Origin of the sequence: Halobiforma nitratireducens JCM 10879 (genome assembly GCF_000337895.1) — an archaeon.
Lineage (GTDB): Archaea > Halobacteriota > Halobacteria > Halobacteriales > Natrialbaceae > Natronobacterium > Natronobacterium nitratireducens.
In genome coordinates this window covers 1-13,202 of sequence record NZ_AOMA01000107.1, presented here as the reverse complement: position 1 = coordinate 13,202, position 13,202 = coordinate 1, and the positions used below count along the sequence as shown (strand labels likewise).

The 13,202-nt window shown below is 65.8% G+C and carries 12 protein-coding genes; 3 read left to right on the top strand and 9 right to left on the bottom strand.

The genetic code is table 11. The annotated features are described in order from the left end of the window. Positions 1-34 precede the first annotated feature (34 nt). Positions 35-1,705 (bottom strand): aldehyde ferredoxin oxidoreductase family protein, encoded by a 1,671-nt coding sequence (locus C446_RS10425; protein ID WP_006673060.1) that lies wholly within the window; start codon positions 1,703-1,705, stop codon positions 35-37. 277 nt (positions 1,706-1,982) lie between these two features. Between C446_RS10425 and C446_RS10420 the strand changes: the two genes are divergently transcribed. Continuing rightward, the gene (locus C446_RS10420; RefSeq protein WP_006673059.1) at positions 1,983-2,405 is read left to right on the top strand and encodes a DUF7344 domain-containing protein; all 423 of its coding nucleotides are present in this window, start codon (positions 1,983-1,985) and stop codon (positions 2,403-2,405) included. A 100-nt stretch (positions 2,406-2,505) separates the two neighbouring features. On the opposite strand, the gene C446_RS18055 is transcribed toward C446_RS10420, so the two are convergent. The 8 genes from C446_RS18055 to C446_RS10385 form a co-directional block, all read right to left on the bottom strand. After that, positions 2,506-2,652 (bottom strand): DUF1328 family protein, encoded by a 147-nt coding sequence (locus tag C446_RS18055; RefSeq protein WP_083861110.1) that lies wholly within the window; start codon positions 2,650-2,652, stop codon positions 2,506-2,508. A gap of 189 nt (positions 2,653-2,841) precedes the next feature. Beyond that, positions 2,842-3,252 (bottom strand): helix-turn-helix transcriptional regulator, encoded by a 411-nt coding sequence (locus C446_RS10415; RefSeq protein WP_006673057.1) that lies wholly within the window; start codon positions 3,250-3,252, stop codon positions 2,842-2,844. A 340-nt stretch (positions 3,253-3,592) separates the two neighbouring features. After that, complete coding sequence (locus tag C446_RS10410) at positions 3,593-3,823, bottom strand: SelT/SelW/SelH family protein (protein ID WP_006673056.1); 231 nt, start codon at positions 3,821-3,823, stop codon at positions 3,593-3,595. Between the two features lie 133 nt (positions 3,824-3,956). Continuing rightward, positions 3,957-4,787: a 5'/3'-nucleotidase SurE gene (surE, locus tag C446_RS10405; RefSeq protein ID WP_006673055.1), complete on the bottom strand. Its 831-nt coding sequence runs from the start codon at positions 4,785-4,787 to the stop codon at positions 3,957-3,959. Between the two features lie 110 nt (positions 4,788-4,897). Beyond that, a complete protein-coding gene (locus C446_RS10400; protein ID WP_006673054.1) occupies positions 4,898-6,451 on the bottom strand; it encodes a small ribosomal subunit Rsm22 family protein in 1,554 nt (517 codons plus the stop codon). Further along, positions 6,448-7,260, bottom strand: coding sequence for a prephenate dehydrogenase/arogenate dehydrogenase family protein (locus C446_RS10395; protein WP_006673053.1), 813 nt, complete (start codon positions 7,258-7,260; stop codon positions 6,448-6,450). Before C446_RS10395 ends, C446_RS10400 begins: the two co-directional genes overlap by 4 nt. A 113-nt stretch (positions 7,261-7,373) precedes the next feature. Continuing rightward, complete coding sequence (locus C446_RS10390; RefSeq protein WP_006673052.1) at positions 7,374-7,685, bottom strand: nucleoside triphosphate pyrophosphohydrolase; 312 nt, start codon at positions 7,683-7,685, stop codon at positions 7,374-7,376. A gap of 137 nt (positions 7,686-7,822) precedes the next feature. Then, complete coding sequence (locus tag C446_RS10385; RefSeq protein ID WP_006673051.1) at positions 7,823-9,139, bottom strand: outer membrane protein assembly factor BamB family protein; 1,317 nt, start codon at positions 9,137-9,139, stop codon at positions 7,823-7,825. A 162-nt stretch (positions 9,140-9,301) separates the two neighbouring features. Between C446_RS10385 and C446_RS10380 the strand changes: the two genes are divergently transcribed. Both C446_RS10380 and C446_RS10375 read left to right on the top strand, forming a co-directional pair. Beyond that, positions 9,302-10,351: an NAD(P)/FAD-dependent oxidoreductase gene (locus C446_RS10380; RefSeq protein WP_006673050.1), complete on the top strand. Its 1,050-nt coding sequence runs from the start codon at positions 9,302-9,304 to the stop codon at positions 10,349-10,351. Positions 10,352-10,499: 148 nt separating this feature from the next. After that, positions 10,500-13,202: outer membrane protein assembly factor BamB family protein (locus C446_RS10375; protein ID WP_006673049.1), on the top strand; the 2,703-nt coding region annotated here is incomplete at its 3' end.

The following is a 13,202-nucleotide window of genomic DNA, read 5'->3' as shown; positions in this document are numbered from 1 at the left end:
GGAGCCGCGGCCGCTGGCGATCCATCCCGGCCGCTCACGCGTCGCCAGCGTACGGCACCGCATCGTCCGGAACGACGCCGTCTTCCCATCCTCGAGCGTCGTAGTACTCCTCGAGGGCCTGCTCGAAGTCCGGGAGCTCGTAGGGGAGGTCGTCGTCGGCGGCGTCGAACCCACGCTGGTTGTTGAAGTGTCGCTCGAGGGTGACCGTCCGAGCGCCGATCTCGAGCAGGTCCTCGAAGTCGGCGTCGAACAGTTGCTCGTAGCGCTCGTTGCTCATGTAATCGCGGGAGAACTTACAGACGACCCCCGAGTCGTTGAGCGCCATCAGGTTCTCCCGGTGGACGAGCCGCTCGGCCTTGCCGAGAGTGCCGCCGGGCTCGAGGGCGTCTTCTTCGGCAACGAGCGGATACTCGACCGAGTAGAAGGTTGCGTACATGTGGTCAGCACCGCGGTTGGCGACCGCGTACGACAGGCCCTGACCGTGGAGCACTCGTCCCTCGTGGGCGGCGAAGTCCATCCCTTTGACCGTCCAGTTGTCGACCCCGAGGTCGTCGTGCACCCGGTCGATTCCCTCCGCGAGGTCGTCGCCGACGCCCTCGCGGTAGGCGATCCGCTCGACGAGGTCGTGGATCAGCTCCGCGTTGCCGAACTCGTCGTTGGCCGCCAGGTAGGCTGCGACCGTATTCCCCGTCGAGATGGCGTCGAGTCCGTACTCGTCACACAGCTTGTTGGACTTCATCACCTCCACGATGTCGTCGACCCCCGAGTTCGAGCCAAACGCCATCGCGACCTCGAACTCGGGCCCTTCGGTCTCGACCCCCGCCTCCTCGTCTTTCGTCGGGAGTTTACAGGCGAACGCACAGGCCGAGCAGGTGCCTTTCTCGTACTTCTTGTCCGCGACGGCCGCGCCGTTGATCCCCTCGACGCCCTCGAACTGTCGCTCGGAGAAGTAGTAGGCGGGCAGCCCCTCCATCTCGTTTGCCAGGTCCATCACCGCGACTGTCCCCTGTTCTTTCATTATGTGGTCGTCCGTCGCTGCCTCCCGGTGAATCTCGTTCTGGGTCGCCGGTACCTCAACGTCCGGCTCGGCGTCGCCGTCGAACGTGATCGCTTTGACGTTCTTCGAGCCAAGCACCGCGCCGAGTCCGCCCCGACCGAACGCCCGCTCTTCGGAGGTCATAATCGATGCGAACCGGACCTCCCGCTCGCCGGCCGGTCCGACGACTGCCGTCTGATCCGCGGTCACGTCGTGTTCCGTCTCGAGAGCGGAGAGCGTCTCGGGAACGGTGGCGTCCTCGAGGTCGGGAACGGACTGGAACGTGACGCCATCGTCCCGGACGTGGACAACGACGAGCTCGTCGCTCTCGCCGGTGATCTCGACGGCTCCGTAGCCGGCAGCGGTAACGTTTCTGGACACGAATCCGCCGGCGTTGCTCGAGAGTAGCCCGTCGGTCAGCGGTGAGACGGCAGTACAGTTCATCCGGCCGGTAAAGCTCATCTTCGAAGCCTGCATGGGTCCGGTCGTGAAGTACACGCGGTTCTCCGGCCCTAACGGATCGGCATCGAAGGGGACCCGCTCGTGAGCGAGCCGGGTCGCGAGACCCCGGCCGCCGAGGTACCGCCGGTGCAGCGATTCGATGTCCGACTCCGACACCGTCTCGTCTCCGACGTCGACCGTGAGAAGGGGACCGTGACAGTGTAGCATAGCTCGTCAATTTCCGGGCTCGCTATTAGACTTTTCTCACTGTCAACAGGAGCTGGTTCCGGTTCGGAATCCAACGGGCTCGTCGCCTGGCCGCCGGCTGACTGATTCGGACCGACCTCTCCCTCGAGTTGCTCGTGGCCGTTGCAGTGTGGGCACTTCCGTCCCCTGTCGAGCGAATCTCTGGGTCGGTCGGCGTTCTCCGCCGAGATATTAGACGAGTAACCAAAAGTGATTTTGATCCGTAATAGCTATCGGGGTGGAGCTACGGCAAGGTAGTATGACCGGCACACGACCGGGGGAACCGAGGCGGTCCGTCGAGCGGTGGAATCAGGTATTCGAGGCACTTGCGGCGCGGCCGCGACGGCGGTTGATTCTGACGCTACAGGAGAAACCAGCCGATTCACAGGTCCCGCTTCCCGACGCCGCAGTTCCGTCCGCAGCCGACCGCGAACCATCGTCGGACCGCGACTCGCTCGTCCTCGCGCTCAAACATCGACACCTGCCGCTGCTTGCCGACTGGGGGTTCGTCGACTGGACGACGGAGCCGTTTTCGGTCCAGCGTGGACCACGCTTCGACGAGGTGCTGGTCGTCCTCGAGTCACTGGACGCGAACGCGAACGCGGACCCGGCTCGAATTCCGGACCCGTTGTCCGCCGCGTTTCCACGTTCCGGTTCGGCGGCCGGACGGGAAGACGGTTGACCCAGCGTCTCCCTGCAGTCGGCGGCTACTAGTAGTCGATAGCTACGCTACTCTACGCTACGCTCACCCACTGGAACAGCCGATCGTTTCGCCGGCATCGTCACAACAACAGCGAGACGACCGCGAGGACGAGAAACAACAGCACGAGCCACTTCGCGATGGACATCGTGATGCCAGCGACGCCAGTCGCGCCGACCGCGGCGGCGACGATCGCGATCACGAAAAACAGCAATGCGAGTTCGAGCATGTTCTCTTTCACGCCGCCTCGAGGGAAACTGGTTCGGCCTTCATACGCCGTCGAGGGGCTCGAACGGTGGGCGGCCGTATCGAGCGGGCTCGACGAGACACTGAACGCGAAGCGACGAGCGATGGAAACGGGAGCCGGAACTGATCGTGAGACCGAGAGGGAAACGAAGACATCGCGTATACCCGCTTCTCACTCGTTCAGGTGCGACCGATACCCCTTGGGCTCGAATCCCTTTCGACAGATCACTCGCTTGCGTCCGACCGTGATCGCGCTGATCTGGTCGTCGTCTTCCATCCGGTCGACGATCGACGCCAGCCGGTCCTCCGACCAGCCGGTTTCCTCGAGCACGGTCGAGCGGTCGACCCGGCCGCCGCGTTTGACGAGGAGCCGGAGCACTTTGTCCTCGTCGGAGAGATCTCGCTCGTCGACGCCGTACTCGATCTCCTCGGCGTAGCTCAGCGTTTCGTCCGCGTCGTCGGTTCGTTCGTCGGTCGATTCTTCGGTCGCGTTCGGTTCGGACTCGCTTGTCGTCTGTGTTTCGTCGCCCGAATCGCCCGACCAGAGAGACGAGAGGCGAGTCCGGAGTGAATTCAGTACCATGTGTGATTACCCTCCATCGTTGGTAGTAGCGGTAACGGTAGTCGGTGTGACAGGGGTACCGATAGCCGTCGATCCGCGAACGTCGTTATCGTTCGTTTCTCCGTCATCGTTCTTATATTTGTACCGTCCTGGGAACCGCTCGAGCGCGATGGCGATGGCGATGGCGATAGCGATGACGATGGCGTCAGTGCCGTCCCCTTCCTCGAGACGCGCACACGGGGCCGACTATGCGACCACGACGCGGCGACCGATGGGACACGGTGTCGACGGATTCGCGTTCGATATCGTGATCGGAAATGCCAGGCACGACTCGTTGCCGTCCCCGTCTGCGACGACGAGTTTAGAGTCGCTCGCGAACCCGTCTGACGATTCCGTCGACGTCGAACTCGTCTTCGGACTTGTCGAAGACGACCTCGTCGTCGACGCGGACGACGAACACCCCGTCAACACCCGTCCTGAGCGTTACTGCCTCGAGTTGCTCACCGAACGTCGACAGGAGCGCGTGCTGTACGTCTTCCGCACGCGAGAGGAAGCCACACGGGACACAGTACTCGACTTCGACCGTCGTCATACCTGACTGTTCGCTATCGGGGTACAAATCACTCCGGGTTGCAAACGGAAACTGAAAGAGCGCCGCACTACCGTGGTATTAGCCCACAATACACAGAGTCGTCACGGGCTGGTTGTGCCTCTCACTCTCGGCCTCACCCCTCGGGTTCGATACCAGCCGACTCGTGGTACCGTTCGGCGAGGCCCTCGAGCGTCTCGTGATGGTTCGTCGAGTGGGGTGCGGTTAGCGGGGAGACGCTGATCCGTCCTTCGGCGATCGCCCGCCGGTCCGTCCCCTCGGGGTCCGGAATCTCGTCGGGAGCCATCGTTTCCCAGACCCGGTCGCGCATGCGAATTCGATCACCGTCGCGTTCGGCATCCATCTCGTAGCGTTTCGAGGGGCGCGTGATTTCGACCGGCGCGGGTCCGCCGTCCGGCAACGGAACGTTGACGTTGAGGTAGGCCGCGTGATCGAAGACCCCGGCCTCGAGTGCGTGTTCGGTCAGGAAGTTCGTAATACGGGTTGCTTCGGCGTACTCCTCCGGTCCGAGATCGACATCACTCAGGGACGCACCCTCGAGGGGAACGTACATCGAGGTGGCGATCGCCGGCACGTCGAAGAACGCGGCCTCGACTGCGGCACTGATCGTTCCCGAGCGGCCCAGGACGTACTCGCCCAAGTTCGCGCCCTTGTTGCAGCCGGCGACGACCAGATCGGGCACTCGATCGGGCGTCAGTTCGGAGAGGCCCGCGACGACGCAGTCGGCGGGGGTGCCATCGAGGGCGTAGCCGAGGTCGTGCTCGTAGACGTCGACCTCGTGGGAGATCGAACGGCCGCAAGCGCTGTGGTCGTCCGCGGGGGCGACGACGGTGACATCGGCGTGCTCCGAGAGCGCATCGTGTACGGCCCGGAGTCCCGTGCTGTCGATCCCGTCGTCGTTCGTCAACAGGATCTCGAGGTCGTCGTCGCTCTCGCCTTCGCTCATACCGTCGGATTGGACGCTGGTGCGAAAAGATCACCGCTTCGCTGTGGCGGTTCGGCGGACGCGGGAGGTACGTCCCGCGCTCGGGGCCGTGACGCGGCCACCGTCAGGTGTTAGCCGATTCGGTCGACGATCGTCTCCTCGTCGACGACCAGGTTGTACGCCTCCTCGTCGTCGTTCCAGAGCGCGAGTGCCTGTTCGAACGAGCAGACATCGCCGTAGTCGGCCTCGAGCAGCGGCCGGTTGAGCGCGGTCTCGTTGGTCACGACCGCATAGTGATCGACGCGCTCGCTGCCGTCGCTGATTTTGAAAAGCGGGTTCGATCGACCACCAGGGCCGCCGTGGCTGCCCTCCTCCGCGTCGCTCAACGACCGACTGAGCTTCGCGGCGACGACATCGATCCGATTGGGAACGTGGCGCTCCATCTCGGCCATGCGCGCCCAGTCCCCGGTGTCGAGCTCGAGGTCGATCCGGCGGGTGCCGTCCAGACGCAACAGCGAGTAGGAAAACTGGACATCGACGTTGACGAACTCGCCGGGCTCGTGATCGGGATCGTCCGCCGGCACGGCGTCCTCGAGTTTCCGCTGGAACGGCGGCGTTTCGAGGTCGGGCCGGGCGTCGAACGACCAGCCACGATCCTCGGGCCGCTCGCCGGGCCAGAGCCGGACTGGTGGTCCGTAGACGGTGACGGGTCCCAGTGGTTCTGTCCCCCCGGACGCCGAGGCGTCCGCCCGGTCCCACACTCGTTCGTCCTCGAGCCGTCGCTCGAGGTCCCGAAGCTGGATGCTCGTGTTCTTGTCCGCCGGTGCCATCGCGAGGACGGTGCCATCGGGTGCGAGCGTCCGGAGGTACCGTCGCAAGACGGCTTCGGGGTCTTCGAGTTCGCTCAGGACGTTACAGGCGAGCACGAGGTCGAACCCGTCGTCCGGCGCGGTCGGATCGAAGGCATCGTCGCGGCCCTCGTCGACGATCGTCGCTGGATCGAACGCCTCCGCGGTCGTCCGGTGAACTGTCGTGTGGACGTTCCGACCGGTCTCCGCGAGCAACGTCTCGAGGACGTCCGCGGCTGCGCTGGGTTCGATCGCGTGATACTCGAGCAAGGCGTCTTCGGGGAGGTAGTCGGCCAGCCCGAGCGCGGGCCCGCCGACGCCTGCGCCGACGTCGAGCACGCGCAGGTTCTGCCCGAGCAGCCCCCGCTGGGCCAGATCGTCGAGCGCGTACTGGACGGCCGCGTAGTAGCCCGGCAGGTGATAGATCGCGTACCCGGTCGCCACGTCGTCGTCGTACTCGACGGGTCTGCCCTCGAGGTACCGTTCTTTGAACCGGCGGATCGTCGAGCGCAGCAGGTTGCCACTGGCGTCTGCGTGCCAGTTAGCCCCGTAGCGTTCCACCAGCAGGTCCTCGAGCGCCCGGGAGTACGTCGACGGGAACGACTCGACGGCTCCGGGGTTCGGCGAGACGGGGTCGTCCTCGACTGGGACGAAGGTGCCGTCCTCGCGCTCGATCAACTCGAGGCCCCGTTCCGGCGCGAGTTCGCGGAGGTGCTGGCGGACGACGGCGGGATGGGGCGTCCCCTCGACGTACTCACAGATTTCCTCGGGATCGATCGGTCTGACGTTTCGCAGGTACTTCGCGTTGGATCGGACGGAATCGCGCTGGTCACTCATGTGGTATCACTTCCGTCGGCGTGGTCGTCGGTTGCCGGGTCGGCGTCGCCTGGGGTATCCGCGTCGTTTGCCCACCGCTCCCCGGCTTCCCGGTACAGCTCCTCGAACTCCCGGCCGTCCGCCGACGCGATTTCGGCCGCAGCCGCCGCCACGGCGTCCGCGCCGTCGAACGCGTCCTGAATGTCGGCGTAGACCCGCGGCGAGCCGTCGGTCACCTGTTCGGCGAGCGTCTCGAGGCGGTCGTAGATCGGCGTCTCGAAGCCGTCGGGGACCGCCGATCCGTCGGCCGCCAGCGCGAACGCGAGCACGGCCGCGTGGGTCGTCGCTTGGACCGTCTCCATCGCCTCGTCGTGTTCGGCCGGCGTCGTCTCGACGAGGTCGTTCCCACGGGCCTCCAGCGCCTCGAGTAGTGCCTCCGTCGCCGGCCCGTCGCGATCACGGACGACCGCGATCGATCCTGGGGCACGCTCGGGCGCAAAAAGCGGGTGGAGGCTCAGCCGCTCGAGGTCGGCGGCGCAGTTCTGCATCGCCTCGAGGGCGGGTTCCATCACGCCCGAGACGTCGACGACGGCCCGCCGTGCTCGTGGCGCGTGGTCGGCGACCGCGTCCTCGACGTGGGTCATCGGTACCGCCAGACAGACGACATCGTAGCGGTCGTCGCCCTCGAGGGCGGCGACCTCGGCGTCCTCGATCCGATCGGCGGCCGCGGCCGCGGCGTCGGGATCGACATCGGCGAACGCGACCGAGGCGTCGATCGCGTCCCCGAACCACGTTCCCATCGACCCCGCGCCGACGATCAGTACGTCCATCGGTCGCTCATACCGGCCGCCGTCGCAAAAGGGGTTCGATCGTTCGATCGGCCGTGCGTTCGCGCGTTTGCCGTCTCGTCACGTCTCTCGTTTTCCGCCGACCCAGCCGACGGTTACTCGACGCGCTCGAGCACAACTCGTTTCTCGAACCGGCCACGTTCGCGGGCCTTCTCCGTCCGGAGTTGCTCGAGCCGTTCCACGGAAATCCCCTCCTGCTCTCGAATCGCATGGACGACTTCCAGTACGTCGGCCAGTTCTTCGGCGGCCCCGCTCTCCTGGAACTCCGCGACTTCCTCGTCCAGTTTCTCGCGGAGTCGGCGTTCGTACTCCGCCTCGGTCGCGGTGTGGACGAGCGGCGTCTCGCCGTTGCGCTCGATGATCTCCGGAATCGCGTCCCGAATGAGTTTGTCGTACTCTCGAGCCATGCGTCGGGGTCGAACGCCGGGGACTTGTGGCTGGCGCTGTCGCGTCTCTGGGCCCGACACGTCTGTCCGGAGGGCGTGCAATCACGGTCGACAGTGCGCTGCAGTGACAGACTACGATAGCCACCCGTCTATTCCCGTCAGTCTCTCAGACAGCGACCGCCGACCTCGAACGAGCACTCGGCGAACGCACGGAGGGTCCCGTGGTTCGACCCGAGGAAAACGAGGTCGGAGGTGACTGCTGGGGTGGCTTTCCGGGCGTGTTCGTTCCGGCCAATCTCCGCACGGCCGAGTTCGTCCCCCGTCCTGGCGTCGACGACGAACAGGTGGCCGTACATCGTATCGCGCTGGACCCAGCCAGGGACGTAAACGGCGGCCCCGGACACGACGGGTGTCGAAACGAGGTCCACTTGTGGGACACCCTCGGGGCGCGTCCCCTCTTCGGGACCGAAACGCCACACTCGCTCGCCCGTCTCGAGTCGACGCGCCTCGAGGCCGAACGCCGCGACGTGATAGATCAGTCCGTTCGCGACGGCACACTTCGCATCGGACCAGCGGTACCCGATCGATCGCCGCCAGCGGACCGAGCGATCGCGACGGTTCAGCGCGACGAGCGTGTGCTCGTCGTCGCGCTCGCCTCGGAGGGGGACGAGCAGCAGGTCGTCGACGACGGTCGGGGTTCCGTTGAGCGGTCCCTCCCAGCGCCAGCGTTCATCGCCCGTCGTTGGGTCGAGCGCAACGAGCCCGGTACGCCTGAAGGGAACGTAGACTGTGCCGTCGGCCGCGGCCAGGTGCCACATACTCGCCCACTCGGAGAACGCCGCGTTCCAGCGTTCAGTCCCGGTCGCGGGATCGATGCCGTAGACGATTTCGTCCCGTCCATCGCCGGGCGAGCCGTACGTCCCCGTCACGACCACGTCGTCGGTAACGATGGGCGTAACGACGTCGGAGATCGGCTGGCCGCGAGAGAGACTAGCGAAGTCGAAGGTCCACCGGCGTTCCCCGTCGGTCGTGAGCATCGTCAGCCCACGCGGAGTCTCGTGGAACAACCGATCCCCGTCCACGACCGTCGAGTCCGAGTGGGTCAAGAAGCGGCGCTCGTCGGCCCGAAAGAGTTCTGTCGTCCACTGGGAGTCGCCGGTCGCCGCATCGAACGCTTCGATCCAGGTCCCGCCGCATTCGTCTTCCCGGGCCCCCCGTGAATAGGCCAGGTAGAGAACGCCGTCGTCGACGACTGGGGAGGGATCGCCGCCCCTGCTGTGCGATCGGTTCCGACGCCAGACTGTGTGAAGATCAGTCGTCGGACCGTCCGTAGTCGAGTATCCGGTGTGGGCGTTGTTCCACGTTCGTTTCGGCCAGGAGCCGTCTGTAGTCGGCTCCTTGCTCGAGAGACACCCCGCGAGCGAACCGATCCCAACGGTACACGCTGCGAGAACCGAGCGGCGGGTGGAGGGCATTGGTCCGTGGATATTTCGGCGAAAAATATATATTTCGGTCTACTATCACGAACGACAGTGCAGCGAGCCCCGATTCGGACGCTGGTCATCGAACTCGAGTCGCCACACGCAGCCGACACTAGTAGCACGTGACTACTTGAGCGGGAAGCCCCCAAAACGACTATGACCAGCATCGGAGTCGTCGGCGCGGGCGCAGCCGCCGCAGCCGCGACGTACGTGATCTCGGAGACGATCGACGACGCGACGGTGACGGTACTCGAGAAGTCCGGCGGCCTCTGTGGTCGGGCAGCGACCCGACGGAACGGGGACGTGACCTACGACTACGGCGCGAACTACGTCAAATCCGACGACGAACGCGTCGCCGACCTCCTGACGGAGACACTCGAGACGGACGGCCTGGTCGAGGTCGACGGACCGATCTGGACGTTCGACCGCGACGGCGAGGTGTCGTCGGGCCGTGACCTCGCGGTCGACGAGCACAGGTGGACCTACCGGCAGGGAGTAACCCAGATCGCGAAGCGACTGTTCGGGCGCACCGAGGCGGATGTCCACCGACGCACGCGCGTCGAGCGTATCAGTCGCGACGGAGGTCTCTGGCGGCTCGAGGACACGGATGGCGAGGTCTGGGGACCGTTCGACTGCCTGCTTCTCAACCCGCCAGCGCCCCAGACGGTCGATCTCGTGCGCTCGGCTGGGTGGGAGTCCGACGATCTCCGGGAAACCCTTGCCGAGACCATCGAGGGCGTTCCGTACCGGACGATCTGGACCGGCGTCTTCCACTACCCGTTCGAACTCGAGGTCCCCTACTACGCGCTGGTCAACACGGACAAGGACCACGAGGTCGGCTGGATCGCACGGGAGGAGTGCAAGCCCGGCCACGTTCCGGCCGGCGAGTCGGTGCTCGTGGTGCAGGCAAACCACGAGTGGTCCCGCAAGCGATACGACGAACCACCCGAGCGCAATCTCGAGGCGTTAGCCGACATCGCGGCCGACCTGCTCGAGGACGAGCGCCTGACGGAGCCGGACTGGACGGACCACCAGGGCTGGCGCTACGCCCTGCCGGAAGACGGCGTCCCAACGGGGCCGCTCCGGAGCGCGGAAAAAGAGGGGCTGTACTGTCTCGGGGACTGGGTCGCCGGTGAGGGACGACTCCACGCTGCACTCCGAAACGGACTCGAGGTCGGCGAGCGAATCGCCTACGCGAGTTCGTAGTCCAGCGTACTCACGACCAGTCGACGCCGTTGCAGTCACACGTCGTTCGACGCCGTCAACTGCATTATTCGCTTTCGCTGGCAAAAACTTTGAAGTTACTTTCTTCGAGAAAGATAGCCATGACTGGAACCGGCAATCTGGGGTAGGTATGAGAACTACCCACGTCGCAGCGGTCGTTCTTTTCCTCGTCTGTCTCGTCGGTGGCGTCGCATACGTGGGCGGCGTGGTCGCCAATGCGGACGCCACTACCGTCGACGAGGGGGTCGAATCGGATACACAACAGCTCGAAGTAACTGCTGTCGACGACCCCGAAGTCGGTCCCATCGGACTTGCCGGGGACGTGACCACCGAGCCGGTTCCGGCCGACGACCGGGTCCTCGTCGGAACCGACGACGGACTGTACGTCGTCGCCGACGGGACCCTCGAACAGTTCGTCGACCTCCGACCCGTCCAGGAGATCACCCACGTCGCCGGGGAGCGGGCGATCGTACTCACCGACGACGATCACTTCGCGAACGTTCTCGCCGTCGATCTCTCCGACGGCAGCCTCGAGTGGGACGAGAGCCGGACGCGAACGGTGTACAATCCCGACATGGGCGAGGTCGACCGACAGGTCGATGCCTTCGACGCCGAGCCGATCGACGACGGCGGAGCCGTCGCGGTCGCGGCCGGCCACGGAATCGTCGGGCTAGACGCCGAGAGCGGCGACCGTCGCTGGGCCGTCGACGCCGAGTCCCCCGTCTGGACGCTCGAGACCGACGGGGATCGCGTCTACGCCGGTACCCAGGACGGAAGCCTGATCGGGATCGAGACGATGTCCGGGGAACGAGTCTTCGAGACGCAACTCGCCGAGCCGTTCGAGAGCGATCGGTTCGACCCGATCCCGCGATCGGTCTGGGACCTCGAGTCGGTGACCGTCGACGGCACTGAGCATCTCGCGGCCGCCACCGAGGACGGAGCCGTCTCCCTGGTCGAGCCGGACGACGGCTCGGTCGTCTGGACCGAGACAGTCGTCTCGTATGCCGACGCGGAGATCGTCAGCTACTACCGCGGTGGCGGATCGGAGCTGCGAGCGGTGCCGACCGTTCCCGGCGACGCCAACTACGAAAACCTCGAGCTCGTCGTCGCCGACGGCCGTCTCGCCGTCGCCGTCAGTACGGACGAGGACCCGACGGAACGGCGACTCGAGGACGACCGAGAACAGCTCCACCTGCTCGATCCCGACACCGGCTCGGTCGAGTGGTCGAGCGAGGAGGCACCGGTCGCGACCGCCGGCTCGATCGCGTACGCGCCGGACGTAGCGGGTGGCAGCTTGCTCGTTCCCCGTGCACCCGACGGGGAGAGCCAGGCGGTCGAAGCCGTCGATCTCACGGACGGGACGGTGACCGAGACCCTCGAAATCGACGCCGTGCCCGACGTAGATCGGCACGGCCGGGACGAAGGGACGGGATACGTCACCGTCGACGACGGGCTGGTCGTCGCCTCCACCGAGGGCGACGTGCTCGGGACCGATACGACCGGGACGCTCGAGTGGTACTACCCCGCCGTCCGGAACGAGGACGTAACGAGGGGCGATTTCCTCGGAGACGGCACCGCGGACGTGCTGGTCACCTCGAGCCACGAAATCGACCGCGAACAGTACGTCCGTGATATCGCCGTCCGGTCGGGCGTCGACGGCTCCGTCGCCTGGACCGAGACGGTGGACCCGCCGACGTTCCTCCAGGACCGCGCTACCTCGACCGTCAGAACGATCGAAACCGACGACGGACACGATCTGCTGACCGTGGCGGAACGACCCGGCCGCCACGACGGTGAGGACGATCCCATCGCCGAACTGGTCGTCCGCTCGGGTGACGATGGAAGCGAACGACAGCGACACACCCTCGTCGTCGACCTCGAGACGCGAGGTGAACAGCGGCTCTCGCCGACATCGGTCTCCGTCCTCGGGGACGTGACCGGCAACGGCAACGCGAACGTCCTCGTCGGCGACAGACAGGGTGCGTTCGTCTTCGACGTTCGGACCGGCGAGGCGGTCTGGTATCGCGTCTACGAACACCGACATTCCGACGAGCAGGGCACCGAGTGGCAGCCCGTCGATGGGAACGATATCCGCTATGTCGCCGTCGGTGGCGAGGGCGAACTCGAGAACCTGGTCGCGGTCTCTCGCGACGGTGAACTCGCCGTCCTCGAGCCGGATGGGTCGGGCGAGTTGTCGTTCGAGACGGTTCGAGAGGCCGAGTACGAGGGACGACTCGACCAGGATACGCTGCGATCGATCGGCGACCGGACCGGTGACGGCTACGACGAGGTCACCTTCGGGGCACACGACGACGACGATCGGAACTCGGTCGTGTTCGTGCCCGGCGAGGGGACGGTTCGATCGGACATCGCCCATCCCTCTCGCGCTTCGATTACACCTGTCGAAGCGGACCTGACCGGCGACGAAACGCCGGCGGCTATCGTCTACCAGGAGGACCAGGACGCAGACGAAGCAACCGTCGAAGTCCGCGCCGGCGACGAGTTCGCGGAGCGTTGGAGCGTTCCCGTCACTCCGTCCTGGCAGATACGAAACAGCCCGGGACAGCCCGTCCCCGCGGCCCCCGCGGGCGATGTAACCGGTGACGGTACCGAGGAGGTCGCCGTGGTCCGTAGCGGCGGCGAGAGCGGGATTCGCATCGGTCTGTACGAGATTCCCGGCGGGGAACGGGTCGATACCATCGAACTCGCCGGCCCGGTCGAGGAAGGCCACCACGGCACGGTGCCGGGGCTGTACGCACAGCGGATTCCCGATCAGATCGGCGACGGTGAGCCAGAACTCGGACTCGTCGCGCTCGAAGACGGGCAGCGGAAT